General features: G+C 61.3%; 24 protein-coding genes. 9 read left to right on the top strand and 15 right to left on the bottom strand.

The features are described 5' to 3' along the window. Window positions 1-72: 72 nt before the first annotated feature. The 5 genes from ACIQ36_RS03345 to ACIQ36_RS03325 are packed head-to-tail and all read right to left on the bottom strand — an operon-like array spanning window position 73 to window position 6,208. Window positions 73-831, bottom strand: coding sequence for an acyltransferase (locus ACIQ36_RS03345; RefSeq protein WP_395825835.1), 759 nt, complete (start codon window positions 829-831; stop codon window positions 73-75). 19 nt (window positions 832-850) lie between these two features. Next, the gene (locus ACIQ36_RS03340) at window positions 851-2,107 is read right to left on the bottom strand and encodes a hypothetical protein (RefSeq protein WP_395825832.1); all 1,257 of its coding nucleotides are present in this window, start codon (window positions 2,105-2,107) and stop codon (window positions 851-853) included. A gap of 3 nt (window positions 2,108-2,110) precedes the next feature. After that, a complete protein-coding gene (locus ACIQ36_RS03335; protein WP_395825829.1) occupies window positions 2,111-4,294 on the bottom strand; it encodes a GumC family protein in 2,184 nt (727 codons plus the stop codon). Between the two features lie 12 nt (window positions 4,295-4,306). Then, complete coding sequence (locus tag ACIQ36_RS03330) at window positions 4,307-4,861, bottom strand: polysaccharide biosynthesis/export family protein (protein ID WP_395825826.1); 555 nt, start codon at window positions 4,859-4,861, stop codon at window positions 4,307-4,309. Window positions 4,862-4,885: 24 nt separating this feature from the next. Then, window positions 4,886-6,208 carry an outer membrane beta-barrel protein gene (locus tag ACIQ36_RS03325; protein WP_395825823.1) on the bottom strand — a complete coding sequence of 441 codons (1,323 nt, stop codon included), beginning with the start codon at window positions 6,206-6,208 and terminating at the stop codon, window positions 4,886-4,888. 178 nt (window positions 6,209-6,386) lie between these two features. On the opposite strand from ACIQ36_RS03325, the gene ACIQ36_RS03320 reads away from it, so the two are divergent. Next, entirely contained in the window at window positions 6,387-7,715 is a 1,329-nt protein-coding gene (locus tag ACIQ36_RS03320; RefSeq protein ID WP_395825821.1) for a hypothetical protein, read from the top strand. Here the strand turns inward: ACIQ36_RS03320 and ACIQ36_RS03315 are convergent. From ACIQ36_RS03315 to ACIQ36_RS03300, 4 genes are all read right to left on the bottom strand, one after another. After that, window positions 7,687-8,805: a glycosyltransferase gene (locus tag ACIQ36_RS03315; protein WP_395825818.1), complete on the bottom strand. Its 1,119-nt coding sequence runs from the start codon at window positions 8,803-8,805 to the stop codon at window positions 7,687-7,689. The two genes, ACIQ36_RS03320 and ACIQ36_RS03315, sit on opposite strands and share 29 nt — an antisense overlap. A 114-nt stretch (window positions 8,806-8,919) precedes the next feature. Then, window positions 8,920-10,659, bottom strand: a complete 1,740-nt coding sequence (locus tag ACIQ36_RS03310; RefSeq protein WP_395825815.1) for a hypothetical protein — start codon at window positions 10,657-10,659, stop codon at window positions 8,920-8,922. A 215-nt stretch (window positions 10,660-10,874) separates the two neighbouring features. Next, on the bottom strand, window positions 10,875-12,326 hold the full coding sequence (locus tag ACIQ36_RS03305) for a hypothetical protein (protein ID WP_395825813.1): 1,452 nt from the start codon (window positions 12,324-12,326) through the stop codon (window positions 10,875-10,877). Between the two features lie 95 nt (window positions 12,327-12,421). Next, a complete protein-coding gene (locus ACIQ36_RS03300; RefSeq protein ID WP_395825810.1) occupies window positions 12,422-13,546 on the bottom strand; it encodes a diguanylate cyclase domain-containing protein in 1,125 nt (374 codons plus the stop codon). A gap of 195 nt (window positions 13,547-13,741) precedes the next feature. Here ACIQ36_RS03300 and ACIQ36_RS03295 point away from each other — a divergent pair, with 195 nt between their 5' ends. Both ACIQ36_RS03295 and ACIQ36_RS03290 read left to right on the top strand, forming a co-directional pair. Beyond that, on the top strand, window positions 13,742-14,758 hold the full coding sequence (locus ACIQ36_RS03295) for a patatin-like phospholipase family protein (protein WP_395825807.1): 1,017 nt from the start codon (window positions 13,742-13,744) through the stop codon (window positions 14,756-14,758). Then, the gene (locus ACIQ36_RS03290) at window positions 14,758-15,483 is read left to right on the top strand and encodes an HAD family hydrolase (RefSeq protein WP_395825804.1); all 726 of its coding nucleotides are present in this window, start codon (window positions 14,758-14,760) and stop codon (window positions 15,481-15,483) included. Before ACIQ36_RS03295 ends, ACIQ36_RS03290 begins: the two co-directional genes overlap by 1 nt. Here ACIQ36_RS03290 and ACIQ36_RS03285 read toward each other — a convergent pair. Next, a complete protein-coding gene (locus tag ACIQ36_RS03285) occupies window positions 15,460-16,143 on the bottom strand; it encodes a 2OG-Fe(II) oxygenase (RefSeq protein ID WP_395825801.1) in 684 nt (227 codons plus the stop codon). The two genes, ACIQ36_RS03290 and ACIQ36_RS03285, sit on opposite strands and share 24 nt — an antisense overlap. A gap of 101 nt (window positions 16,144-16,244) precedes the next feature. Here ACIQ36_RS03285 and ACIQ36_RS03280 point away from each other — a divergent pair, with 101 nt between their 5' ends. Then, the gene (locus tag ACIQ36_RS03280; protein WP_395825798.1) at window positions 16,245-16,976 is read left to right on the top strand and encodes a pyridoxine 5'-phosphate synthase; all 732 of its coding nucleotides are present in this window, start codon (window positions 16,245-16,247) and stop codon (window positions 16,974-16,976) included. Here ACIQ36_RS03280 and ACIQ36_RS03275 read toward each other — a convergent pair. Then, window positions 16,973-17,380, bottom strand: a complete 408-nt coding sequence (locus ACIQ36_RS03275; RefSeq protein ID WP_395825795.1) for a hypothetical protein — start codon at window positions 17,378-17,380, stop codon at window positions 16,973-16,975. The genes ACIQ36_RS03280 and ACIQ36_RS03275 overlap by 4 nt on opposite strands. Window positions 17,381-17,527: 147 nt before the next feature. Next, window positions 17,528-17,929, bottom strand: a complete 402-nt coding sequence (locus ACIQ36_RS03270) for a hypothetical protein (protein ID WP_395825792.1) — start codon at window positions 17,927-17,929, stop codon at window positions 17,528-17,530. Window positions 17,930-18,083: 154 nt separating this feature from the next. Between ACIQ36_RS03270 and ACIQ36_RS03265 the strand changes: the two genes are divergently transcribed. From ACIQ36_RS03265 to ACIQ36_RS03250, 4 genes are all read left to right on the top strand, one after another. After that, entirely contained in the window at window positions 18,084-18,920 is an 837-nt protein-coding gene (locus tag ACIQ36_RS03265) for a peptidoglycan-binding domain-containing protein (protein WP_395825789.1), read from the top strand. A gap of 99 nt (window positions 18,921-19,019) precedes the next feature. Then, a complete protein-coding gene (locus ACIQ36_RS03260) occupies window positions 19,020-21,125 on the top strand; it encodes a molybdopterin-dependent oxidoreductase (protein WP_395825786.1) in 2,106 nt (701 codons plus the stop codon). Between the two features lie 50 nt (window positions 21,126-21,175). Next, complete coding sequence (locus ACIQ36_RS03255; RefSeq protein ID WP_395825783.1) at window positions 21,176-21,706, top strand: hypothetical protein; 531 nt, start codon at window positions 21,176-21,178, stop codon at window positions 21,704-21,706. Next, window positions 21,690-23,978, top strand: a complete 2,289-nt coding sequence (locus ACIQ36_RS03250; RefSeq protein WP_395825780.1) for a mechanosensitive ion channel family protein — start codon at window positions 21,690-21,692, stop codon at window positions 23,976-23,978. Before ACIQ36_RS03255 ends, ACIQ36_RS03250 begins: the two co-directional genes overlap by 17 nt. Here ACIQ36_RS03250 and ACIQ36_RS03245 read toward each other — a convergent pair. After that, a complete protein-coding gene (locus tag ACIQ36_RS03245) occupies window positions 23,975-24,910 on the bottom strand; it encodes a LysR family transcriptional regulator (RefSeq protein WP_395825776.1) in 936 nt (311 codons plus the stop codon). The genes ACIQ36_RS03250 and ACIQ36_RS03245 overlap by 4 nt on opposite strands. A gap of 83 nt (window positions 24,911-24,993) precedes the next feature. On the opposite strand from ACIQ36_RS03245, the gene ACIQ36_RS03240 reads away from it, so the two are divergent. Continuing rightward, the gene (locus ACIQ36_RS03240) at window positions 24,994-25,758 is read left to right on the top strand and encodes a dioxygenase (protein WP_395825773.1); all 765 of its coding nucleotides are present in this window, start codon (window positions 24,994-24,996) and stop codon (window positions 25,756-25,758) included. Between the two features lie 206 nt (window positions 25,759-25,964). Here ACIQ36_RS03240 and ACIQ36_RS03235 read toward each other — a convergent pair whose 3' ends face one another. Beyond that, window positions 25,965-26,213, bottom strand: coding sequence for a ribbon-helix-helix domain-containing protein (locus ACIQ36_RS03235; protein ID WP_229671569.1), 249 nt, complete (start codon window positions 26,211-26,213; stop codon window positions 25,965-25,967). Continuing rightward, a partial coding sequence (locus ACIQ36_RS03230) for a DNA methyltransferase (RefSeq protein WP_395825769.1) occupies window positions 26,210-26,721 on the bottom strand: 512 nt, incomplete at its 5' end. The genes ACIQ36_RS03235 and ACIQ36_RS03230, both read right to left, overlap by 4 nt.

Here is a 26,721-nt window from a genome sequence, read left to right as displayed (position 1 = left end):
CCTATCCGGGATGTTTTAAGTCACGCCCTATCCGGGACGCTATTCGTTACGCCCTATCCGGAACGTTTTAAGTTACGCCCTATCCGGGCGATGCGGGCCCTTCCAGCGCACCTGTTCCCGCTCCTCGGGCGGCGAGATGATCGGCAACCTGTCAATGCGCTCTTCGGGCGTAAGCGCAATGTGGCGCAGCTTTTGGCTCACCCAGAGGCCGGGTTCGAGCAGATCGGCGGCAACACTGGAGAGCGAGCCGATACTCACCCCATCCACAATAGTCACGCCCGGCCCAACCACCGACCCCGCGCCGATATAGACATTGTCACCGATCCAAACCCGCCCATCGACGCGCGACCGGCCTGATCCTTGGCTGAGATGCACGTAGCCATGGGTCCAAATTTGCGAGCCCTTGCCCGCGAGCGTTGACCAAGCGCCGAAGCGGATCGTCCGCGTGAGGTCGATATGGTGCCCGGCGGTGATCTTCGAGCCTTCGCCGAGCCACAGGACCGGGCCGAGGGCGAGGCTGGGCGCGCGGGTGCGCAGGACGACATTGCGGTTCCCGATAGCCCCAATCGGCGCGAAAGCCAAACACAGCGGCCCCAGAATGAGATTGCCATACCCAATATAGGCGCGCTCGCGCAGCAGCACGCGCCGGACCGAAATCAGATTCCCAGGGCCAATGCGGCTTTTCGGCCCCAAGGCCAAGCGGTTGACCCAGACGAGCGACGGCGCGATTCGGGCAGAATTGGCTACCCGGTGGCCCAGCAGTCGCAGCAGGGGCGGTTTAACGCGCGCGGGCAGCAGCAGGCAGATCAGGGCGGTTAACACTCGGCGCATAGGCTCGTCGCTTTCACTCTTACAGGCCCGGCAGAAGCGCCACCAGCGGCGGTACGGCGGCGGCGGCAAGGGCGAGCCCCGCGCGCGGCAACACCAAACCGGAGCGCCACAACAGCAGCCATTGCGTTCCCACCCCCATCGCCAGCAGGCCACAGCTTGCGAGCGCGATCAAGCCTGGGGAGGCGGGGACCGCGAGTAACCCGGCTTCAATCCCGCCCCAGGCCAAAAGACCGACCGCCGCGAGAATCGGGGCCGCGTGCCGCCCGAGCCCCTGCCGGCCAATCATCGCTTCAAAGAGCGCAAGGGCAATCCATAGAATGGTCTGCCCGGCGACCAGCGCCACGGTCAGGCGCCCCAGGGGGGGCTGATCCGGCGCGAGGATCGGCGCAACCCAGGGCCAGGCGAGCACGACGAGGCATCCCATGGCCGCAAGCCCGCTCAACAATCCGGCGAAGATTTTATCGCAGCGCGCGGCGGGCCACGTGTAGAGATTGCGAAAATGCCAGGTCATCAGCAATTGATGCACCACCAGCAACAGCAAGCAGAGGCGGGCGGCGAAGGCCAAAGCGCCAACATCGGCGAGCGGCAAGAACCGTCCGGCCAACAGGCGCGGGGCGGCGGCAAAAGCGGCAAGAACCAGCCCCGTTGCCAGCAGCGGCAGCCCTTCTTTCAAGGCGGTGCGCCACTGCCCCAGCAGCCCCTGCGGGCGCAGCACCAGAAGAACGCCGACGCCGAGAGCACCTAAAGGCAGCGCGAGCGCCCAAACACTCTCGATGATTTGGCGCGGGCTGGGCGAGACCGCCACGAGCGTTAGCACCGCAGCGCTCCCGCCGAGCACCACGAGCGTGCCGTTATCAACCCAGGTCGAGAGAAATTTGCGCCCCTCGACCCGTGCCCAAAAACTCAAGCCATATTGGGCACCGTAGAGAACGCCGAGCCCGCAGGTGAGCGTCACAACCCAAGGCAGGCCCTGCCAGGCGCTCAAGACGCTGGCAAGGGCTAGCGGGAGGGCCGAGAGCAGAAAGGCTAGGGCCAGCACCTCCATGACGCCCGCATGCCCAAGGATCAACTTCAAGCGCGGGGCGGCTTGCGGAACGCCCAGGCCAACCGCACTCCCCAGCAGCGCGGCAAGGGACAGGGCGAGTTCCACCCCGCCGTAAGTATCCGGGGCGAGGAGCCTGGGCAGCAACAGGGGGCCTAGAAAGGCCAACCCGCGCGCGCTGCCATAGGAGGCTAAGAATAAAACGGCGGTTCTGGCTTGGCTAAGGCGCGACATGGGCTAATCGAGTGAGAGGCGACGACCGCGCGTATAGCGATCGAACAGCCCCGGATCGATCCGGTTCAACACCAGGGCGGCGGCGCGGCCATGGCCTTGGGCGAGGCGGCGAACCGCGCGGCTCAACATATGGATTTTGGTTTTCCGCCATTGGGCCACAACCAGCGTCGCATCGGCCTGCTGGGCGATCAGTAAAGTATCGGAAACCATCGCGACCGGCGGGCTATCGAGAATAATCAGATCGTAATGGCGGCGCACTTCCTTGAGCAGCCCGGCAAAGAGCCGCCCGCCGAGAAGCTCTTGCGCCTTATGGGGCGCGGCTTCGGTGGGGATATAGTGCAGGCCGCTGGCATCGTCGGTGCGGATCGGCGAGCCGTTGGCGTTACCATGCATTAAAAGCTGATCCAATCCATTGGTGGCGGGCACCTTCAGCGCTCGGGCAACCATCGGGGTGCGGAAATCGCAGTCGATCAACAGCACGCGGCTGCCGTCGAGCGCGGCGGACCGGGCGACGCTGAGGGCCAGCAGGCTTTTGCCCTCGCCCGCAACGGCGGAGGTAAACAGAATAACTTTCGGCGGGGTCCCCAAGGAAGAAACCTTGAGCGCGGCGCGGATCGACCGGATGGCTTCGGCGAACAGCCCGCCGCGCTGGCTCAAGACCATATCGGCGCGGCTGCCAAGGCGGCCCGTGCGCGGCACGAGGCCGAGGCAGGAGATACCGATTTCCCGTTCCAGTTGCTCGGTGGATCGGGCGGTCCGGTCGAAAGTATCGATCACGACGGCGAGAATAAACGCCAAGGCCGCGCCGATCACCGCCGAAATCATCAGAATCAGGCCCGCGCGCGGCTGATCGGGCGATTTTGGCACTTGCGCGGGCGAGACGACGCGGGCGAAGGGATTAACGAAATTTTCCTGGGTCGCGCCTTCCTGAATGCGCGTTAGGAACGCGTCTAGCACGGCGCGGTTCGCGTCTACGTCGCGCTCCAACTCGCGCAAGCGCACTTCGGCGGGATTGGCTTGCGCGGCCTGACGGCGCAAGCCATCGAGATTGCCGCGCAGGGAGGCTTCGCGGGCGCGGGCGATATCGGCTTCTGCACTGATGGCCTGGGCGATTTTGGCAATTTCCGCATCGATCTTGCCGCGCAAATCCTCGCGCTCGGCGCGCACGGCGATCATGGTTGGGTGCTTCTCGCCGTACCGGTCCGTCAACTCGGCTTCGCGGCGGATCACTTGGGTTTCTTGCTCGCGCAGGCGGGCAATAAGCGGCGAGTTCATCACTTCGCCAATGCTCATGGCACCCCCGCTTCCCCGGCTTTGCTGAATCTGCCGCAGGCGGGCTTCCTTTTCGGCGCGTTCGGCGGAGGCGAGGATCAGCTGATTGGAAAGATCGCTAATTTGCTGCTGGGAGACCGAATTGCCTTTGAGTTCGGCAAGATTATTCTGTTGGCGGAACTGCTGAACCGCAAGCTCGGACCGGCGGACTTGCGTGCGCAGCTCTTCGGCTCGCTCATTCAACCACCCGTTAATCCGCTTGACCGTCTGAACCCGCTCTTCCTCCTGACCGGAAAGATAAAGGGCAACCAGTTGGTTGGCCGCAGCCGAGGCTAAGGCCGGATCGGACGAGCGAAACTGCACGCGGATAACGTAAGAGCGCCCGTCGGTCACGACCGAAAGGCTACTGCTAAACCGGCTAACCAGCTCGTCCATGCTCAGCGGTGCCCGACTTTTGGGGGCGAAGAGCGCCTGGATTCTCTCCGGAAGCCTCAGTGACTTCGTCAACCGCGCGAGCGTGCCCGCCCGCCGCCCGCCATATTCGGGATGCTCGCCCATATTGAGCGACTGGACGACCCGCGCCGCCAGCGGCCAGGATTGCAAAACCTGAACTTCCGTGCGGACGATGGGGAAATCGAGCGTGACGCCGGTAATGAAGTTGGGAATTTCCTGAACATTCACCCGGCGCGTATCGAGCGCCAGCGAGGCTTCCGCCGTATACCCGTTCGGCTGTGCCATCACCCACAGAAGCGTACTGACCGTGATAATGCCGAAAACGGCGGCCATGATCGGCAAGCGTCGCCGGATCATCCCCAGCAAGCGGCCGAGGTTGAGCAGTTCGTTTTCGTCCTGCGGCGGCGGCAGGGGCAGCGCAACCGGGGGCGGCGCGGGGGCGGCGGGTTGAATCTGGGTCATATCCCCGCCGTCCTAAAAGAATCGCTCGGGGACGCGAATGATATCGCCGGGCAGAACGGGCGTATCATCGTCGCCCTCCAGTTCGGTTTTCTGCCCGTTTACCAGCCGCGTAATCAACAAACGGCCCTGGCGCGCGCGCGGCGTATAGCCCCCGGCCAGCACGACGGCATTAACCATGCGCATGCCGTTAACATAGGGAAAGCCGCCCGGCTGGCGTACTTCGCCGTAGATGTAGAAGGGCCGATAGGTGAGCACGACAACGGTAACGCGCGGGTTCTTCAGAAAGCCATTGCCTAAGGATTTGACAATGGAGGCTTCCAGCTCGGCCACGCGCAAGCCGCCCGCCGACATTTGCCCGATCAGCGGCAGGGAAATCAGGCCCGTGCCATCGATATCGTAATCGCCCGATAGATCGGCTTCGTTGAAGACTTGAATCCGCACCCGGTCGCCCGGCCCCAGGCGATACTCGCCGATGCCCGCTTCCGCCCCTTGCGCGCGTGCGCCCCCGATCCCGCCAAAGGCGAGCGCGGTTGAGAGCAGCAAAAGGCAGTGGCGCCGGTTGATCATGCAGATATCTTAGATCATCCTGGCCTAGAAGCTCGAAACAAAGCGCAGCATACCGATAGTGCGGTCAAAGTTCGACTCGGCAATTGTGCCGTCGCGGTGGCTAAAACTATATTCCGCCTGGGCGCGGAAGTTCCGGTTGATAAACCAGGTCGCGCGCGCGCCGACGGAGAGAATATCGGTCTCGTCCCGGCTTTTGGCGTAATCGACATTGCGGGTTGAGATATTCGCGCCCAGCAGGAAATCCGACTGAAGCTGATGCTCGATCCCCAGCCAATAGGTGGTCGAGACATAGGCAATGGACGGGCCAACCGCCGCTTCGCCGATTCCGCGTAAAGCTTGTGCCCGCAAGGATGTGGCCCGCGTCATGTTCCACAGAATTTGGCCGCGCGCGGTCATGGCCGACACGCTACCGAAACTCTCATCCTCAATATCGCGCTGGGCATAGCCCACGGCGATTTCGCCAGACCAGAGGGCGCTGAGGGCAAAATTCACCCCAGCCCCCGCTTCCGGCCCGGTCGAATCGCGATTTTTCAGCCCATTGCCCGCCGCCCGATCGTACCGCCGGGCTTGCCAGCCGCCCTCGCCGAACAGAATGAGATCGGGGCTCACCTCATAATTCAAGCGCCCGCGCCCGCCTGCCGTCATAAAGCTGCGGTCGTTACCGTCGATCAGGCGACCATTACCGCCGGTCATTGATTGATACTGATAGTCCCGTAAGCCGCCGTCGAGCTTAACGCTGAAACGCCCGAAGGCTTGGCGAAAGCCGATGTCCCCCGTTGTAAGGTCAAGCGGCATCGGGTCGGTCGCCCGGCTTAGGCTATCGGGATCGCCGCGCAGGTCATGCTGCCGCTCCCGTCGAACCCCCGCCGTAACCTCGCTGTCGCTGGTGAGCGTGAGCGCCCCGCCGAGCGTGAACCCATAGTTCTCGATATTCTCGGTTTTTTGCGACGCATAGCGCTTGGCTTCGCCGTGGGCCGAGGCTTCCAGCAAATGGCGCGACCAATTGGAGCGCAGTTTCGCTTCCGGCGCGATGGCACCGATGGCGCTGGCTTTGGTATTATTCGGGCGTGCATAGATATTATCCGAATAGCCAAGATCGGTCACAAGGCGCGGCGACAGGATAAAGCTACCAACGGCAATCCCTGGAGGGTCGAACTCGGGATAGGGCCGCGTCATGACACCCGGTTGATCCTCGCCGGTGCGGTCGTTCGGTTCGATAGCCGGATTGTTCTGTGGCAGAATCGGGCGCTGATATTGCCCGGCTGCCGGGAGCGCGCAGGCAACCAAAGCTCCGGCCAAGCTGGCCAAGCGGATGTTTCGGGCAATCGGGTGCAGGTGGGCGATCATGGGCGCATATCCACTGTCAGACAGTTCCGCATACGTTTAACCGATTTTATAGAATAGTTCCATAACCAATTGACCAAGCGTGATTCTTTGTGGTTTGTGAGGGATGTGATACGCAAGGGCTCCGGGGAGTATCGACCGGGAGTCTTGCCTAATCGTTAACGTCGCGCGGGAGGGGGCGATGAGTTTAGAGAAACCAGTTGCCCCGATTCATCTGTCGGGGGCCTATCTACGGCGGTTAGAGCCCGTGCGAACGGCCTTTCTTGGTCTCGTGACCTATTTGATCCTCGCCCTTGTTGCGCCGCTCCGGTCCACAGTGGCGGACCCGTCGACTTTGGCGGTCGCCTACGCACTGGCCTGCTATCTTGGTCTTGCGGTTGGGGCGATACTCTTTCACACCCTCTTCCCGCAGAAGCCCGCCGCGCGCGACCTTTGGGCCGCGCCGCTGCCGAAACCTTTGTTTCTGGTGGCCTTAGGCTTGTCCGGCCTTGGCGTCGCGATGCGGATGACGGACCGGTTTATTTTGCGTGGGGTGCCGTTGGGCGAAGATTTTGCCTCGGTCCGGGCGCAGTTGGAGGCGACCAGCGCCTCCCCCCTGTCGGCGGCCAGCGCGGTGATCTACCCGATCTGCTTTGGGATGATCTTCTTCTATTATTGCCTGCCGAAAACCGAGCGGCGCTGGTGGCTTGGGGCTTTGGCGACGCTGATTTTCCTCTACCCATCATTCGAGTCGATCATTTCCGGCACGCGCTCGCAAATGGCAGTCAGCTTGGGGTTCATTCTCGTTACCCGCTCGATCCTGGTCGATGATCTCAAGTGGCTGCGCAATCGCTTGGTCGTAGCAGCGGCGGGCATTTTGATTTTGAACTTATTTTTTCTAATGTTCGAAATTCGTGTCGAATCGATGGGGCAGGATTTTTATACATCAAGTCAAAATTCAGGGTATGCGTTTACCGTGCCGCCCAATGATTTCGCTTTATCCTATTTGGTTGAAAACAAGGGGATTATGACATCGATTATCAGCTTGATCGTTCATTTTACGCAATATTACTGCCATTCTGGTTTTGAGTATCTTTATATTTTTGATCGTCTCCCTGAAAAGCCCCTGTGGGGAGCCTTTAATTTTTTCCATATTTATAAGTTCTTCGGCATGGTCGTCGGCGATAGCTCGGTCAATGAGACGATCAATAATCTCGATATTCGCGTCGGCGTCTATGCGACGTTCTTCGTGCCCCTGTTCATCGATTATCACTGGGGTGGCCCCGTATTTATGATGATTTTTGGCTTCGTGCTTTCGCTGTTGTGGCGGGCGACGTTCCGGCATCCGACGGCGTGGTTTCCGCTGACGGGTTATATGTCGATCGTGCTGTTTCTCATGCCGATCACCAGCTTCATCGTTGCCTCGCAAGGGCTCTACGTGATTACGGCGCTACTGGCGATGGGGGTGCTTATTCACCGAATGGATGGCAGCGGGCGACGGCTTACCGCAGGCTTTCGTAAAGCCCAATGAAACGTTCGGCGGCGGCCGACTGGCTGTAAACGCTCAGTGCCCGCGCCCGGCCTGCGGCCCCAAAGCGGGCGCATAACTCGGCATCGCTCCAAAGGCGCTTTAGCGCCGTGGTAAGGGCAGCTTGGTCGCCGGGCGGAACGGTTAGCCCGGTGACGCCGTCAAGGCTCACCTCGGGAACGCCCGTTGGCAGGCTTGTATTGATCACCGGAAGCCCCGCTGCCATGGCTTCGACCTGGACGAGAGCGAAGGTTTCTGACCGGTGGGTGGAGGGTAGAACAAACAGATCAGCCGCGGCGTAATGGGCCGCCAGCACCTCCGCATTAACGCCGCCGAGGAGCGTTACCCGCTCCTGCAAGTTCAGCGTATCGATCAGGCGTTGCAGTTCCGCCTGCATCGGCCCGTCGCCAATAATGGCAAGGCGCAGATCGGGCAGATCGGCGGCGGCCCGGATCAGCACATCGAAGCCCTTATAATAAACCAGCCGCCCGACCGCGAGGGCGAAGCGCCCGCCGCGCGCTGCGCTTGTTTCGGCTTTCGCCGCCGCGTCAGCCGCCGCCGCAGTAAAGCTCTCGACCGCACGCCCGAAAGGGATAACGCGAATTTTGTCGCGATAGGGCGGCAGAAAGGTTGAATCCCGCCGAATGAACTCTGCCGAACAATGGATTGCTGCCGCCCGTTGGCACAGCGCATGGGCCAAGGGGGCGACCGCATATTTCAGCAACTTCTGGCGGACAATATCGCTATGCCACGTCACGACAATCGGGGCTTTCGGCGGCCAGAGCGCAATCAGTAAGTCGGCAATTGGGAAGGGCGTGTGAACATGCACTACATCCGCCCAACCCCGCCATTCCCGATAGAGCCGCGCATAAGTAGGCGAGAAGGCGAGCGTGCCGAGCGCGAAGCGATAGGGCGCGCGCAACACGGTCACACCGGGGGCCGGGTGCAGGGGCCGCGTGTCGCCATCCGCGGCATGGGCGAGAACGACAACCTCGTGCCCGAGCGCGGCAACCCCTTCGGCCATGCTGGCCACGACGGTTTCCATGCCCCCGAACGCGGGCGGGTAAAACTTGGCGACATGAAGGATGCGCATGCGCCCACTCTACTCAGTCGGGCCGGGGAGGAGAAGGTCCCACCCGAGACAAAAAGAAACCCGCTCGCTCCGGGAAGCGAACGGGTTCACCACACCCTTGGGAGGGGAGTAGACTTAAGCCAGCTTAACCAAGTCTGAGACCGGGGTGAAGGCGCGCACGCCCTTGGTCGCCGTGCCTAGCGCAAAATTACTCTGGTAGGCTTGAATAGCCGTCTGGGCCGTTTTTACGTTCGTCGGGTTCTTTTCAACGGCGGTCAGAACATCATCCTTATCGCGGCTGACAGCCAAGGGCGTCGTGCCCTTGTTGTTGTAAGCTTGCAGCATACCGGCAATCCCATCGGCCGAAGCGCCCGCCGTGGTGATTCTGCCCGTGGCTTGCAGCTTCCGGTTCACCAAATCCAACGTTACCTTCGGACCCGTGGTTCGCTCGGTTGCGGCTTGGATGGTTAGCACGCCGTTTGCCAGCAGATAGCTTGGGCCTTTTGTGCCGGTGGAGGCGGCGTTCTGCGTGCCCGCAGCGATTTGGCCCTGAACCGTCGTGCCGACGGTCGAGAAGACCGGCGCCGATAGTTTACCCTTGGAGGAGGTCGAGGTTTTCACGCCGACATTATAGGCCTGCACATCGATAATACCATTGGCCCGCACGCCGACATTCGTAACGGCAACGGTTGCATTCGATCTGTTGAGGACCTGCTCGCTCGCGGCTTGCGCCAGGGTGAAGCTCGCAGTGCGCTCCGTGGAGCCGCCACCGATTGACCCATCGGCCTTGAGCCACGAGGCTTGTGCCGCGACCGTCGTGCTCGCGCTCGTTACGACCGTCCCCGTGCTTTTGAAGCTCGACGTGCGCTGCGAGGTGGAGCTTGTGTCCGTCGTACCATCGTTTTTGCTGAGCACTGAGGATGCTTGCGCCGTTTCGCTGATCGTTACCGTACCAACAGTGGGGGCCGTGCCGCCGCTCTTATCGGTCGTCGTGATCGTCGTTGCGGTACGGCGGGCGAGAACCAGGGTTTGACCGTTAATGTTGTTCGCCGTCACGCCCTCATCGACGCGGCTGACTTTCAGCGTGCCGGTTTGCGCATTCAGCAGCGAGGTTTCGGTCGTCAGCGTTTGGTTCGAAGCGATCACGGCGCCAGTGGCATCTTTCGTGAGCGACGTCAGAACTTCCTTCAGCGACTTCTGGTAGCTGCCGTCTTTTGCCAGGCTATAAACGATCACTCGATTGCGGTTTTCATAAACCGTATTACCATCGGCGGAGCTCGTGACGACGGCCTGAATGTCGAACGTCTGCGTCAGCGTACCCTTGGCCGCATTAGCGACCGTGGTTGCCGTGGTTTTTTCCTGGCGCACGGTATCGGCATAGGCTTGACCGGCTTTCAGATTACCGCCGCTTTCACGGATCACGGTTTCGGTGAAGCTGCGCTGAACGCCGAGACCATTGTTATTCTTGGCAGCGGTCTGCTCCACCGTGCGGGCGGCAATGGTAACTTCGGTATTGCGCGTCGTGCCGTTTTCCAGCGTGCGCGTTTGCAGCGTCGTCGTCGGGGCGGCTTGCGTGTAAGAAGCTTGCCCAGCGCCAATCGCGCCCAGCACTTTCGCGCTGGTATTGTCTTTCAGACCCTGGACCGTCGTCTTGAACCGACCGTCGACACCATAAACCGCGATCAGCGAGTCGGCGCGATCAGCCAAGGCAATCGTATCGGTGATAGCAAGCGCTTGGGCCTGTGTGTTCGTCGCGGCAGCAGAGTTAGCCGGTGCGGTCGTCGTGGGCGCGGTCCCCAACCCCTTGCGGATTGCGGCTTCGGCAGCACCGATATATTTATCGACCGATCCAAGGCTTGGCGTGACTGCGACCATTTTTCAACTCCATCCGGAACGGAACCGGTTTTAACACTGTGGCAAGCGGCCTTCTGCCAGCTCGCTCTCTTTGATTAACCCACCTTAACGGCATCTTGCTAACAGTTAGTTAAAATTCTTTATGGTTTCGACAAAACTCTCATTCAAAAAAGAATAGAAGCTCCGCAAGACTCGCATATCGCAGGTGCATCCGCATGCAGTACCCGTATGACGGCTTACGGGGCCGACGGTGGAGCGGGCGGGTGAGCTTCCCGTAGAAATGCCAATAATCCCAAAGCAATAGACTCGATTTCATCAGGGTTTTCGCGGCCTTCCTGCGTCTGCCGCGCGAGGCGATCGGGGAAGCCTTCGAAGCTATTGGCGTGTAGGCGGGCAAGAAAGTCCCGGCATTCCGCGTCGTGCCGTTGCTGCGCGGCTTCCGTTGGCGGCGTTAACAGTCTGGTCATCGGCCAGAGTAGGGGATCGGGAAAATCCGCCGCCGAGACGCGCATGAGCGGATCGAAAAACAGCGCGGCCAGCGCCACAGTTGGGCGGCCCATAAGGGCGGCCTCATAGCCGACCGTCCCGGTAATCGTCACCACGAGATCGGCGCGCTGGAGCAGCTTAAAGGTGCTCTCGCTAGGGGCGATTAACCGGACGTTCGGCAGGGCGGCGATCTCACGCAGCCAAGCGGGGGAGCGGTCGCCAAGCCAGTCGGGATGCTCCTTCACCCAAAGCTCGTGGGTTGCGGGTAGCAGCCGTGACAGCCGCCGAAGCAGGTGCGCCTGATCGGAATGGGGCGCGCCGAAGACATCGATGGAGGCTTCGGGGGCGTGATGCAGGCAGAACAACACGAAGCGCCCCTGCACCGGTGCCGCTTCGAACGGCGGGACTAGGCGCAACCGCGCGGCATTCCAGGCCAGCCTCAGCCGGTCCTTCAGGGCGGCAAGCGGCGGGCGGACGGTAATATCGGTCCGCGCGTCGGAGGTGGGGCCGAAGCGGCGACGAAGCTCGTCCCACCAATACCGCCGGAAAGTTAACGCCGAGGGGTGACTTGCGGCATAAAAGGGTTTGACGGGGCGTGCCCGCCATTCCGGCAGAAAAGCATTAGCCCATTCGGTATCCGCCGCGCTGGCAACACGCCACTGTACCAGCCGATGGGTGATGGGCTCGAACAGGCCCCAGCGTTCGGACGGGATACGCACCGTGCTGTAGAAATAACAGCCGCGCCCCTGTTGGCGGGCGATAAGGGCGGTCAGCATTTCCCACGCCCAGGTTTGCTCGCCGAAGCACGCGACGACATTTTGATCTTTTAAGAAGCCCTCAATGGCCTGCCCGTAGGCGGCGAGAATCTGCCATGCCCGGTCGGCGGGCTGGTCGCGCATGAGCCGGTCCATGCGAATAAGGGCGGCAATCGTAGGCCGATTTTCCTGCTCCCACTGCCCGGCGATGCGTTTGGCTGAGGCAAGGGAGAGTTTTTTGGAGCTTTTCGTGAGGGGGTATAAGGCGAGGCGATGGGTCTCGGGGACGCCCTGGGCCGCCAACCAGCGGTCCCACCGTTGCCCCGGCACCAGCCAAACGCAGCGATACCCCTGCGCCTCTAGCCGATCGGCCAATTTTTTTTGAACGGGGGTTAACGTCTGGTTCGATAGAAAGGCAATTGTCTGCCGCCCAGCCTGCTCACTCATCGGACCTTTACCCCCAACGCTTACCCCTGAAGTTTACAATGATAGTGGGGATATGGTGAACAGCGTCTTACGAGCGCATGAAACGATGCCAAATTTCACACTGGCGTTTTGAGCACGGCACTCTCTTGACCGGGGAGAGGAGGGTCGGCAATCACGCGGTTGCGGCCCTGGTTTTTAGCGGCATACAAAGCGCGATCCGCGCGGTCGATGATCAGATCAGCGGTTTCGCCCGCGTGGGATACCGTTACGCCCGCCGAGAGCGTAATCCGCCCGAGCGGCTGCGATGTGCTGCGGTTGACGACTTCCCGCGTGGCGACATCGCGGCGAATGGCTTCGCAGAGATCGAATACTTTCGGCAAGGTCATGTCGCGCAGCAGGAGGGCAAACTCTTCCCCGCCGAAACGGTAGGCGCGCCCCAGTTTTTCAACCCGGCGGGCGAGGCCCTGGGCGACGAGGCGCAGCACTTGGTCTCCCATAACATGGCCGTGCTGATCGTTGAAATTCTTGAAGAAATCGATATCGGCCAGCACGAGGCAGAATTTTCCGTCGGCGCTGCGGATAAGCGCGCCCAGATCCTGCTCGAAGCGGCGGCGGTTGGGCAGATGGGTGAGCGCATCGGTATCGGCGGCGATTCGCGCTTCCGAGAGATTAGCTTGCGTGCGCCCAAGTTCGGACTGGGTGGCGGTTAACTCTTCGCGCAGGGCCCGCATCCGGCCCGAAAGCCCCTCCAACTGTGCCCGCAGGGCCGTGTTTTCGCCAATAACCTTATCGGTCTCTTCGGTCAGCAGGCGAATGGCCGTTTTCAGGCTTGAGGGGGTGTCGATGCGTGTCGGCTGAAGCCCTGCCAGGGTTTCGGCATAGTCGGAATGGGCGCGACCGGCCTGCGAGAGAACTTCTGCCGCAGCATCCATAATATCGCCCGCATCCTCGGAAGCGCGATAAACCAGCGACAGATTGGAGGGGCGCGTTTCGAGAGGTTTTGCCTCGGGCATCGCCTCGGGCGGCGTTTCGAGCGCGGCAGGGGTGGGCTTTATGCCGTCTGGGAAGAACCGCGTCTGCATCTGTTCGAGCGCCGCCGTCTGGCTCAGCATGCCAGCCGAGGCGAGTTCAGCCATCGCTTCGGGCAAACCCGTCACTGTTCCACCGGTGGCATGATACCACAGGGCATAGTTTTCAGGCGTTGGCGGAGCACCTGTTAGGATGAGGCGGTCCCAAGCCATCCGCCCAATATCCCAAAGGCGCTTGCTTATTTTTTGCACGTTGGCGGTCCTATTTTCCTCACCTGTTGATTGAAGATAAGCTTGCAAGCTAGCTTTTTCCAGACGCTTGCACCCAATTGCCCGAAAACTGATCGAAAGGCGGCGGTGCGTCGGGAAGGGGTTGCTCGGCACCGTTGCTCGAGTAAACTGCATTCTATGGCAGCCCATAAAATTATCAATCTGGCACTTCAAGGCGGGGGTTCTCACGGAGCCTTCACCTGGGGCGTTTGCGATCGGTTGCTCGAAGACGAGCGGCTGGAAATCGAAGGTATTGTCGGCACATCCGCAGGCGCGATGAACGCCACGGTGCTGGCCGATGGTTTCGCCGAAGACGGGCGCGACGGTGCCCGCAGCGCTTTGCGGCGTTTCTGGACCAAGGTGGGTGAATCGGGCCGCTACAGCCCGCTTCAGCGCTCGCCGTGGCGGGCGATGCAGAACAGTTGGCGCGTTGATGATTCCCTTGGCTTCTTCTGGTTCGATCTGATGACGCGGCTGTTTTCGCCCTACCAGTGGAACCCGCTGAATAAGAACCCGCTGGAAGATCTGATTAAAGCCACGGTGGATTTCGACCGGTTGCGGACCGTGGGCGGCATCAAGCTTTATATCTGCGCAACCAATGTGCGCAGCGGCAAGGTGCGCGTTTTTGAAAAGCACGAGTTGACCGCCGATGTGCTGATGGCCTCGGCGTGCCTGCCCTTTATGTTTCAGGCGGTGCAGGTGCAGGGCGAGGCCTATTGGGATGGCGGCTATATGGGCAACCCCGCCATTTTCCCGCTGATTTACAATTGCGATAGTTCGGACGTGCTGCTGGTACAGATCAATCCGATGTACCGGGAGGAGGTGCCGACGACGGGGCGCGATATTCTCGACCGAGTGGGGGAGATCAGCTTCAACTCCTCCCTGATGCGCGAGATGCGCGCCATTCACTTCGTTTCCCGGCTGATTGATGGCGGTCATTTGTCGCCCGAACAATATAAGCAACTCAATATGCATATGATCGAAGCCGAACAGGAATTGGCTGCGTTGGGGGCCTCCAGTAAACTTTCATCCGAACCCGCCTTTCTCGAGCATTTGTTCGAGATCGGGCGCAAGAGTGCCGATGCGTGGCTTTCGGTGCATTTCGACGATATCAACCACCGCTCCACTCTCGATCTGGCGAAGACCTTCTTCTGATGATGCGCGATCTTCCGGTTCTGACCTTCGATGCCGACGATACCCTGTGGCACAATGAAAGCTTCTTTGCGCTGACCGAAGAGGCGTTTACCCAGTTGCTCGCGCCCTATACCGATCCGGCGGCGCTGCGCGAGCGCCTGATCCAAACCGAACGCCGCAATCTCGGCGTCTTCGGCTATGGGGTGAAGGGCTATACGCTCTCGATGATCGAAACGGCGATTGAGGTAACAGAAGGCGCGGTTCCGGCGCTTGTGCTGCAATCCTTGCTCGATTTGGGCAAGGAGATGATGGCCCATCCGGTCACGCTGCTGGACGGCGTCGCCGAGGTGCTGGAGCAGGTGGCGGGCCAGTTTCCGCTGATGCTGATTACCAAGGGCGATCTGTTCCATCAGGAAGATAAGGTGGCGCGCTCGGGCTTGGCCGATCTATTCACGGCGGTGGAAATTGTCAGTGAAAAGGATACGGGCACCTATTCCCGCCTGCTGGCCCGCCACGGCATTCCGCCCGAGCAGTTTGTGATGGTCGGCAACTCCTTGCGCTCGGACGTGATTCCGATTTTGGAGATCGGCGGCTGGGGCGTCCATATCCCCTATCATCTCACCTGGGCGCACGAGCAAGCGCCGGAGCCGCTGGGGCATCCGCGCTATGTGCGCTTGGCCGATATCCGCGATATTCCGGCCTGGGTCGCGGCGCAGTTTTCCCTAAAGAGCGTCGTGGAAGATTAACCCCAGGGTCATGCGCGCGCCGCGCGTCACCGTGCTAACCCCGTGTTTCATCTGAACTCGATAGACACCGCGCGTGCCCTGGACGGGGCGCTCGCGCACGGCAAAGGCAATCGCCTCCCCCTGCCGGAGCGTAAGTGCCTCGGCGCGCGACTGGCGGCGCGGGCGCTGTTCGACGAGCACGAACGCCCCGCCGTCATAGTCCGCAGGATCGGAGAGAGCTATCACCACTTGGATCGGGAAAACTTGCTCCCCATAAAGATCTTGGTGCAGGCAATTATAGTCCCCCGCCCGGTAGTGCAGCAGCAGCGGCGTTGGCCGCCTCTGCCCCGCCGCGTGGCACTCGGCGGTGAAGGCGGCGAGACTGGGCGGAAAGCGCCGGGCTTGCCCTAGGGCTTCCGCCCATCGGTTGGCGAGGGGCGCGAGAATTTCATAAAGCCGTTCCCGCAGCGCCTGCACCGGGCCGGGCAAGGGATAGGCGAAATATTGATACTCCCCCTGGCCGAACCCGTGCCGCGCCATCACTATACGGCTGCGAAAATGCGCGGGGTCATCATACAGCGCCTGCAAAGCCCGGCACTCCTCGGGGCTCAGCAGCACGCCGAGGCGGGCGACCCCCTCGGTCGCGAGGTGCGGCGGTGCGGCTTCCAGCACGTCAGTCATGCTTAACATCCTCTTGGTTCTCGGGCGCGCTGATCCCATCATGCGCCCGATCAGCGGGCAGCCCGGTTCTTGCGCTGTCGTTCAGAAGAAGGAATGCGGCGATGACCCGGTTGAGCGTCAATCTGAATAAAGTGTGCCTGCTGCGGAACTCGCGCGGTGGCAATAGTCCCGATCCGCTCGACGCTGCTCGCGCCTGTATCGCCGCAGGAGCGCAAGGGCTCACCCTGCACCCGCGCGCCGACGTACGCCACGCCACGCTTGAGGATGTGATCGCCTTCGCCGGTCTGCCGGAGGTGGCCAGCGGTGCCGTGGAACTTAATGTCGAGGGCGATTTGCGCCCTGAACTGATGCGCTGCGCCTATGAGGTTGGGGCGCATCAATTCACCGTCGTTCCCGTCATGCCGGGGGAAGTCACCTCGTCGCGCGGCTGGCGCGCGTATGACGATCACGATGGCTTGGCCGCCGCCGTGCGCTTCTTCAACGGCAAGCTGCGCGTGTCGGTCTTCTGTGATGCAACGGAAACCTCGGTCGCCTATGCCGCGCGCGCCGGGGCCGATGCGGTGGAATTTTACACCGGCGCTTTCGCCCAGGCTTTCGGCACTCCGGCGGGCGATGCGCTGCTGGAAGACTTGGGCCGCGCCGCCGATTACGCCCGGTCGCTGGGCTTGCGCGTTCACGCCGGGCACGATCTCGACACGGTCAATCTGCCCGCGTGTCTGGCGCGCTTAAAGCCGGACGAGGTTTCCATCGGCCACGCGATTATCGCCGACACGCTGGTTCATGGGTTAGGGCCGACGGTGAAGCGCTATTTAGAGGTAATGGCGGGGGGTTAACCGCTGTTAAGGGATAATTCATCCAGTTGGCGGCGGATTTCTTTCGCATGAAATCCATCGCCGAGCCCTTCTTTTTCCAATTGTTTTAGAGAGCGTTTCAATCTTTTCTCTGTTCTTGAAATTTTATCTTGCTCGCGGGTCGGTAGATAGAATTGTTGGAAAAAAATTAATAGTAAAAAAATAAAAAATAAAGAGAATGATAGATTGTCAATTGTTGTCCATGGCAGGACTTTATGGAATAATTTTACGATATTTTTTGAGTGGGTGATGTAGGGTTCTTCGTTTATTTGAAAAAATAAACTTAATCCAAATGCGGAAACCATGCCAGACAAACTAAAATATAATAGTATTTTACCAATTATATACTCTGCTCTGGTTTTTTCAGGTTCTTCTTGATTCAACATCACCTAGCTCTCAACTATGGTTCTTGAGCTATCCTAACTTATATAGTTGTACGATCCTACACCAATCGCGTCGCCCGATAGTTTTCACGGATCGAGACCTTATGGCGAAGTCGAGAATCACCTAGATCTGAACGACTGAGGGTGCGGCTAATGCGGATCCAATGCGCGCAATTTCCGTTCTAGATCTTTGGCAGCCTCGCTTTTGCCGAGCCCGGCGCGCTCCAATTCATCAAGGGCGGCTCTCAGCGCCTTACGTGCATCGGTTGCCTCCGTCTGCTTGCGCGTGGGAAAGAGGGTCGTTTGCACTGCGACCAATATGAACATGACTGCAAAAACGACGTATCCCCATTTGTTCGGGTCAACAGATGGAAATATTTTACGAAGACCTTGTTCAATGGGGGCTTTGAGGCCGGTAAAAATCTCGGGTGATAGGATGGAAAGCAGCGTGCTCCCGAAAGTCGCCACAAAAAGACTGAGGTATATGGCCTGTAAAACGCTGCCAATTTTATGCTTCAAATCGGGCTCAGCCGATTGAACGGATCGAGACATACGCCGATTATCCCCGATTGCGGAACCTATGTGCTCCAAGCCTACCCGCTTCCCTGCTGCGCCGCTAGGCTTGCCCTGCTTCTGACATTTTGTCGGGTTAGCCTCCTGCTGCACCCTCTTGCGTTGTCATACAATTTTCACCGATAAAGACCCTATGTCGAAGCCCATGACCTCCTCCCTCGCCCCGATTGCTGCGGCTGCTCTGCTGCTGCTCCCGCTCGTTCTGCCGCTGCCCGCCCAGGCGCAAAGCAAGGATGAGGTGGAGGAGGCGCAGAAGATTCTGATGCTCACGGGCCATTTCGCCCGCCGCCCGACCGGGGAGATGACGCCGCAGACGGTGGAGGGGCTGCAAAAGTTCCAAGCCGAGGCGAAACTTCCGGTCACGGGTAAGCTCGATGGCGCGACCTTGAACGCGCTTCGGCAGATGCGCGATACCAAATTCAGCAATCCGCTCAGTCTCGAAAGCGCTCAGAAGCGCCAACAGCAGGCGGCGGCGGCGGCGGCCGCCCCGCCGCCGAAAGTGGCCGCCGCGCCGCAAGCCTCGGTGTCCGGCCAAGCGCTCGGCGGCTCGCAGCAGGTGATTACCGGCTATGGGCAGCGGAGTGGCGGGGCGATTTCGGCCCCGTCCGTGACTGGCGGCACGCCGTCCCGGGTGGCCCCCCCTTTGCCCGCAGCGCCGCAAGCAAGCGCGCAAATTCTCCCCCCGGGCATCAGCAATCGTCCGCCCGTGTCGCAGCGCAGCCCGGCAAACCCGATGGCCGTGCCGCAGGAGGACGTGACGGTTACGCGCACGATCACCACCCCGCCGCCCGTGGTGCGCACCGCTGAGGAGCCGGGGATTCTCTCTTTCTGGCCGTGGCTGACCGTGCCGGGGATTTTCGGGATTTTTGGCTGGGTCGGCTGGCAAGCCACCTTCGCCCGCCCGCGCGGCCCGAATCCGTTTCTGGCGGGCGCGCCGTCGATTCAGGGGCGGCAGGAACCGGGGCTTTAGTGCCTCTTTAACAGGCAGGGTGCGCTTTCGCGCTTTACCTAGGGTTGACCTTCTGGTCAGCTAGCGGGGTGTTCTGCCTTTGCCGCCGTGGACCCGATAATGCCGCTCGATACCGCCGCCAAGCCCGCTTCCCTCTTTAAATCCTCGGCCTGCCCGCATGATTGCCCGGCGACCTGCGCGCTGGAGGTGGAGATTCTGCCCGATAACCGCGTCGGGCGGTTTCGGGGGGCCTCGGACAATGCTTACACAGCGGGCGTGCTCTGCGCGAAAGTCGGGCGCTATGCGGATCGGGTCCATCACCCGGATCGGCTGATGCAGCCCCTGCGCCGCTCGGGTCCGAAAGGCAGTGGCCAGTTTACCCCCATCTCCTGGGATGAGGCGCTGGACGAAATCGCCGCGCGCTTCAAAGCCATTGCCGAGACCCATGGGGCTGAGGCGATTTGGCCCTATTATTATGCGGGCACGATGGGCCAAGTGCAGCGCGACGGGATTCATCGCCTGCGCCACGCCCTCGGTTATTCCGATCAGAAGCGGACGATCTGCACGGCCCTCGCGCGGTCGGGCTGGGTGGCGGGCACCGGTTTCGAGCGCGGCACGCATCCGCAGGAAATGCTCCAGAGCGAGATTATCGTCATTTGGGGCGGCAATCCCGTGACGACCCACGTCCATATCGCCGGGTTTATGAGCAAGGCGCGCAAGCAGAATGGCGCGAAGATCGTGGTGATCGACCCCTACCGCTCGCCGACTGCCGATCTTGCCGACATGCACCTTCCCTTGCTGCCGGGCACCGACGGTGCGCTGGCCTGCGCCGTCATGCATATTGCCTTCCGCGACGGGCGGGCCGACCGCGCCTATATGGCAGCGCAGACGAAGGATTACGCGGCGCTCGAAGCCCAGGTCGCCGCTAAAACGCCGGAATGGGCGGCGGCGATCACCGGGCTCACGGTGCAGCAGATCGAAGAGTTCGCGGCTCTTTATACCGGCACACAAAAAGCCTATCTGATGATCGGTTACGGCTTTAGCCGCGTGCGCAACGGCACTTTGAACGTTCACGCTGTCACCTGCCTTCCGGCGGTTACGGGTGCGTGGCAAGTTCCGGGCGGCGGGGCGTTCTGGTCCTACGGCGCCACGCTCTATAAGCTCGACAAGCGCTTGATCGACGGAACGCCGATGCGCCGGCCCGACGTGCGCGTGATGGACATGAGCCGGATCGGCGCGGCGCTCACGGGGCAACTCACGAGCGATCAATCGGAGTTGCAGGACGGCCCGCCGGTGATGGCGCTGCTGATCCAGAATACCAATCCGATGGTGGTGGCCCCGAATAGCGCCTTGGTGGCGCAAGGCTTTGCCCGCGAGGATCTGTTTACGGTCGTCCATGAGCAGTTCATGACCGACACCGCCCTGATGGCCGATATTGTGCTGCCCGCGACCATGTTCGTGGAGCATGACGATCTCTACACCGCTGGCGGCCACGGGCATTTGCAGGTGGGGATGCGCCTGATCGATCCGCCGGGGGAGTGCCGCTCGAACCATGATCTCATCAATGCCCTGGGGCAGCGCCTGGGCGTTGGCGACAAGCCGGGGTTCGATCTGACCGCGCGGGAGATGATCGAGCAGACGCTCGCGGCCTCGGGCTATCCCGATCTGGCAACCTTCGAGGCGCAGCGCTGGGTTGATTGTACCCCGTCGTCGGAGGAAGGGCGGTTTGAAAGTGGTTTTGCCACCCCGGACAAGAAATTCCATTTCGCGCCCGATTGGTCGAGCGTGGGGATCGATGATCCCAACCTGCCGCGCTTGCCCGACCATTGGGATATTATTGCCCCGCGTGACGCCACGCATCCGTTCAAGCTGATCGCCCCGCCCGCCCGTCAGTTCCTCAACAGCAGTTTTTCGGACGTCGGGGCGTCGCGGGTGCGCGAGGGCACGCCGAAACTGCTAATCCACCCAGATACGGCGGCAGCGCAGGGCATTAGCGATGGCGATCTTGTCACAGTGGGGAATCCGCAAGGGTCGATTACACTCACCGCTACGGTGCGCGATGGCATGAACCCGGCGCTCCTGGTTGCCGAAGGGCTTTGGCGCAACGGCGATTTCCCGGAGAAGTTGGGCATCAATACCCTTGTATCGGATTTCAGTCCGGCCCCAGCGGGTGGGGCGGTCTTCCACGATACGGCGGTGTGGATGCGCCCACGCGCACACGTTTAAGAATCTCGATTTTTACGGACTTTCAAGAGATTCTACGTTAAGAGAAGATCATGACAGGAAACCGGGACAATATCCAAAAAGCGCAAGAACTCGACCGTTTGGTCGAGCAAACCCGCAAACGCGTCGATCAATTGGTCGCCGATGGGATGAAATATGCCCAAACCGGGCAAATTTCATCAATGGAACGCTCGGTTACAAATATTCAAATTTTCATTAAAAATCCAAAACTGCCGCGTGACTTGATTCATGATGCGCAACGCTCGATCGTTAATATGGAAAAGGAAGGGTATATTTTTTATATTGACGATCTATTAGCAAAGGCGCGCGATGCTGCCCAGGATCAGCGCTTAAAGCAGAAGCAGGCTATTCTGCTGATGGTCAAAGAATATCTGCCTAAAGCCATGAAGGCTGGGGCGAGCGAAGAGTTCCGCAATTCGGTCGAACGGCGGGTTGAGTTGATTAACTTGACCGGGAATCCGACCGCACCCGAATCGGGCTCGCGCGCCAAACCGATGGATAAGCTGCGCTCCCTTTTGCCCAACCGCGCCAAGCTGTTCGGGGGCGATGGGGGCGAGAATTAAGCTGCGGCGGGGCCAAGGCTTGAAGCGCGCAGGGTGGGGCCTCCGGGTTTGGGGGCTTCTGGCGGCCCTCGTGTGCATCATTGGTCTCGGAACGGCGGCGACTGCCGCGCCGAATTCATCGACTCCCATCATTATTACCGTAACGGGGGAAGAAGCGCCGGGCGTTGTGGAACGGCTGGTCGATGCCGCGTCGCGCCAGGGCCGGCCCGTCGAACTCCGCTTAATGACGCCGGCGGCGCAGGCTGCGATGATGGCACCGCTGTCGCCCGATGCCGAGCGCAGCGGGTGGGCGTTACTCACCGAGAATTTTATGATCGGCACCCAATATGGGTGGGATTCCGTCCCCTATATTCCGCGCCTTGGCGATGATTTGATCCGGGCGTGGGGCGATATCCGCAACCGAGGATCGCCCTTGCAGGCGATGGGTGTCGCGCTGGCAATCGTGCTGGGCTCAGCCCTTGCGGGCTATAGTCTGATGCGTGGGGTCCGGGTGCTGTGGCCGCGTGCGCGGCTGGATTGGCGACCGACCCGGCCCGATAGCGCGCTGATCGAGCGTGTTGCGGGTGGGCTTGCTACCTGGCTATCCCACATCCTCGGGCTTTGTCTGTTTTTGCTGCTGTCGCAAACCTTGAGCGCCCGGCTGCTCCCGGAACCCGATTTGGCCCGCTGGATCGCCGAAGGGGTAAGCGCCGTTGCCATCGGCTTTATCGCCTATGTTGCCACGGCGGAATTTCTGCTCGCACCCGGTCGGCCCGCGTGCCGGGTTATGCCGATGCCCAATGCCGAGTTTCATGCCCGCTGCATGCGGTTTTATGGGTTTATCGGTCCGTCGATTCTGTTCACCGTCGAACTTTTCGGGCGAATCGGGTCGTCGCCCTTGGCGATTGCCGGGTGGTTCAGCCTATTTGGCGGGGCAATAACGGTTTATAAGCTGTGGTGGTTTTGGGTTGGGCGGCGCGATATTCGCGCGCTGTGCCTGGGGGCAGAGCCGGTGAGCGCGGCGCGCCGCGTCATGGCCTCGGCCCTCCCCACTTTTTTAATCGCCTCGGCAGTGCTGATTTGGGCCGTGGGCCGCGTCGCGGCGGTTGCGCCGGATGGGGCGCGCTGGGCAAATGCGGCGGGGGCGACGCAAATTCTGCTCGTCCTCATCCCGATTACGGCGGCGGGGCTTGGGGCCTTGATCCGCGAATGGATCGCCCATATGCCCTGTTCCGAAACGGGTTTGGTCGGAACCAACCCGATTATTCGCGCCTGGGCCTTGGTTGCGGCAACAACGGCGGGGGCGGCTGTCTGGATTCTCGGCCTTTGGGTTTTAAGCCGCCTCTGGCAGTTCTTTTTGGCTGAGATTTTTACGCCCACCCAGGTGGCCGCGCTGGAAGGCCCGATTTCGGTCATTGCCGTTTTCCTCGTCGGTTGGATTATCTGGACCTTTCTGTCGGCGCTGTTTACTGCCTACGCTCCGACCAAAAACGCGACGGGCCCTGTTGGCCCAGACGCCGAAGAGGAGGGCGCAGAGCCTCAGGTTCGCAGCCGTTTCGGTACGATTTTACCTCTACTCCGCGCGGTCGTTCTGGCTGCCGTTATCGGTTTAACCGTGCTCGTGGGTTTATCGCGCCTCGGCATCGATATTTCCCCGCTGCTGGCCGGGTTCGGGATTTTGGGCCTCGCCATTTCCTTCGGCTCGCAAGCCCTGGTGCGCGATATCGTTTCGGGCATTTTCTTTATCGCCGACGATGCGTTTCGCGTCGGTGAGTATATCAATACCGGCAGGCTGAAGGGCACCGTGGAGCGCATTACGCTGCGCTCGGTGCAGTTGCGGCACCAGAGCGGGCTCGTCCATACAATCCCCTTCGGTCAAATCTCCTCCGTCACCAATTCCAGCCGCGAATGGGCGACGGTGAAGTTCAATATCCGGCTCGACCGCGAGACCGATATCGAAGTTGCCCGCAAAACCATCAAGCGCGTCGGCCTCGCCATGGCGGAAATGCCGGAGTTTGCGCCACTGATGATTCTGCCGCTCAAAATGCAGGGCGTGGCCGCGATTGATGATACCGCCATTGTCGTCCGCTTGAAGTTCACCTCCAAACCCGACCGCGCCAGTTGGTTGCAGCGGGAAGCGCTAAAGCGGGTTTATGCGGCGTTGCGCGATGCGGGCGTTATTTTCGCGTCGAACGCGGTCACGGTCCGGGGCGGCACCGAAGGCCAACCGGCGGGGGCTGCGGCCAATTTTGCGGGCACGCCCGCCCCTGGCGTGGTTCCGCCCGCGGTTTAATCCGCGTTCAGCGCCGTTTTCAAAAAACTCAGTAAAGCCCGCACCCGCGCGGGGCCGCCGCGCCCGTCCTGGGTGAGGGCGTAGAGATGGCCTTCTCCCAAGCTCCAATCGGTGAGAACGGGGGTAAGGCGGCCCTGAGCCACGGCTTCGGCGGCGACCAGATGCGGCAGCGGGGCGATACCGCCCCCGGCTTCGGCACAGCGCAGCGCGCTGGTGAAATCGGCGGTGATAAGCTGGGCGCGCACGGGGACCGTTTCTTCCTCTAGGCCGCGTCGCAGGGTGAGCGCCGATTGACCCCGAAAGGTGGCCGCGAGAATCGTCGCGTGGGCGGATAGGCTTCCGGGAGTCGTTGGCGCGCCGCGCTGATCGAGATAGGTGGGGGCGGCAAAAAGGCCCATGGTGATCGCGCGCAGCGGCAAGACCGGGTAGGAGAGATCGGCCAGCGGCCCCAGACTAACGCACAACGCGAGATCGAGCCGATGGGCGGTAAGGTCGAGAGTGGTGTCGAGCCCGACCATCTCGATACGCACCTGCGGATGGGCGTGCTGAAAGGCCACCAACAGCGGCGGCAAGATGTGCGTGGCGAAATCCACCGGCGCGGTGAACCGGATAAGCCCGCGCACCGCTTGCCGGGTTTGGCGGGCACTATCGGCAGCATCGTCCAGCACGGCCAGGGCGTCGCGCGCGCTTTGGTGAAAGCGACGGCCTTCTTCGGTCGGATGGACGGCGCGGGGGGTGCGGGCGAGTAGGCGCGTTCCCAACTGGGTTTCCAGCCGTTGCACTTTACGGCTGATCGACCCTTTGGTTTCGCCCAACAGCCGCGCGGCGGCGGTGAGCGTGCCGAGATCGACCACGGCACAGAAGGCGCGCAGATCGTCTAAGCCGCCGCTGAGCGGCTGGGAAGGGTGAAAGGTTTCCGTTTCGTCAACCATGTGTCGCAGATTAGCGCTCTGCCGAACCGGGGCCAAGCCTGCCATGTATGCGGGGCACTGACTTTTTTGGAAGGGATTCGCCCATGACCATGCCCGCTCTTTTTATCGCCCACGGCTCGCCGATGCTTTTGGCCGACGAGGCGCGCGTTGCCGGGCTTGCGGCGTGGGCGAAAACCCTGCCGCGCCCGAAAGCGATTCTGATGATTTCCGCCCATTGGGAGGAGCGGGAACTCGTTATCGGCGCGACCAGCCCGCAGCCGTTGATTTACGATTTCTATGGTTTCCCAGAGCCGCTGTATCAGTTGAAGTACCCCTGCCCGCCCGCGCCGGAGTTGGCGGACCGAGTGGAGGCGCTCCTTGCGGGCGTCACGAAAACCCGGCGCGACCCGGCGCGCGGCTATGATCACGGCACCTATGTTCCGCTGCTTTGCTGCTATCCGGAGGCGGATATTCCGGTGCTGCAGATCGCGATTCCGAAAGTCCCTCCCGCCGATCTGATTCGGATTGGCGAAGCGCTCGCGCCCCTGCGGGACGAGGGGGTGATGATTATTGGCAGCGGCTATATCACCCATAATATGCGGGCCGGGTTTCACCAGGGGCCGCCGCGCGCCTGGGCCGCCGAGTTCGATGCCTGGATTGCCGATGCGGTGACGCGAAAGGACGTTCAGGCCTTGGGGAATTTCGAGAGCCAAGCCCCGGGGGCGAAGGAGTCGCTGCCGACCGACGAGCATTTTCTGCCGTTGCTGATGGTCGTCGGCGCGTCGCTTGCCTATGACGAAGCGATTCACTTTCCGATCGATGGGTTTGAATATGGGTCGTTCAGCCGCCGCTCGGTACAGTTCGGCTGACCTGTCGCAAGCGTAACGATTGGCATAAAAAAACCCCGTCCACCGAGCAGCAGAGGCACAAGCGCTCGGTGGGCGGGGCCCGAGAGAAGAGCGGAGGCGTTGCCCTTCTCTCGATCACTTGTCTCAGTAAAACCTGAGATAGGTTAATAATTCGTCTCTAATCCTAACGGAATCAAGAGATGATTCTAAATTTTGGGGCAAATCCCCTAGCGGCCTACCACGGGTTGGAAGCGTGGCATCGGCACAGACGGGGTTTCGCGGATCGGGGCTTCTTTTTCCGCGAGCAGGCGCATAATCGCTTCGCGGGCATAATGGCTCTTGGTCCGGCCCGTGGCGCGGGCGAGATTGGCGAGGCGGCGTTCAAGCTCGGCTTCGACGCGCACGGTCAGCATGACTTGACTGTCAACAGCTTTGACACGCACCGGCGGCGGCGGGAAGTGGGGACGGGGGGTCATGCGCGTAGTCCTTCTCGGAGGGTGCTGCGGAGAGAGTCCAGAGGTACGGATTGCCCGTGCCGCTCGACGTGCCAGAAAGTCCAACCGTTGCAACTGGGAACCGATTGCAAAGCGGCTGCGACCTGGTGGATGGAGCCGCGGGCGCTATCGGCAGCAAGGCTGCCATCGGCGCGGACGCGGGCGGAGTATCGGCGGCGCACGTCGAACAACAGCTCGCCGGGCCGGATCAGGCCGAGTTCGACCAGATTACCAAAGGGAATGCGCGGGGCTTCGCGCGGCGATTGCGTCGCCGCAATCGCCTCGGCGGGGGCGGGCTCGACGCTGTCGATCCGCGCTTGCGCACCAGCGGCATAGGCTTCGTCGCGCTCAAGGCCGATGAAGTGGCGGCCCAGATATTTAGCAACCGCGCCGGTGGTGCCGGTACCAAAGAAAGGATCGAGCACAATATCGCCGGGTTTGCTGGAGGCCATCAGCACGCGGTACAGCAGGCTTTCCGGCTTTTGCGTCG

The organism is Elstera sp. (genome assembly GCF_044372965.1).
Lineage (GTDB): Bacteria > Pseudomonadota > Alphaproteobacteria > Elsterales > Elsteraceae > Elstera.
This window is presented reverse-complemented; position numbering and strand designations above follow the sequence as displayed.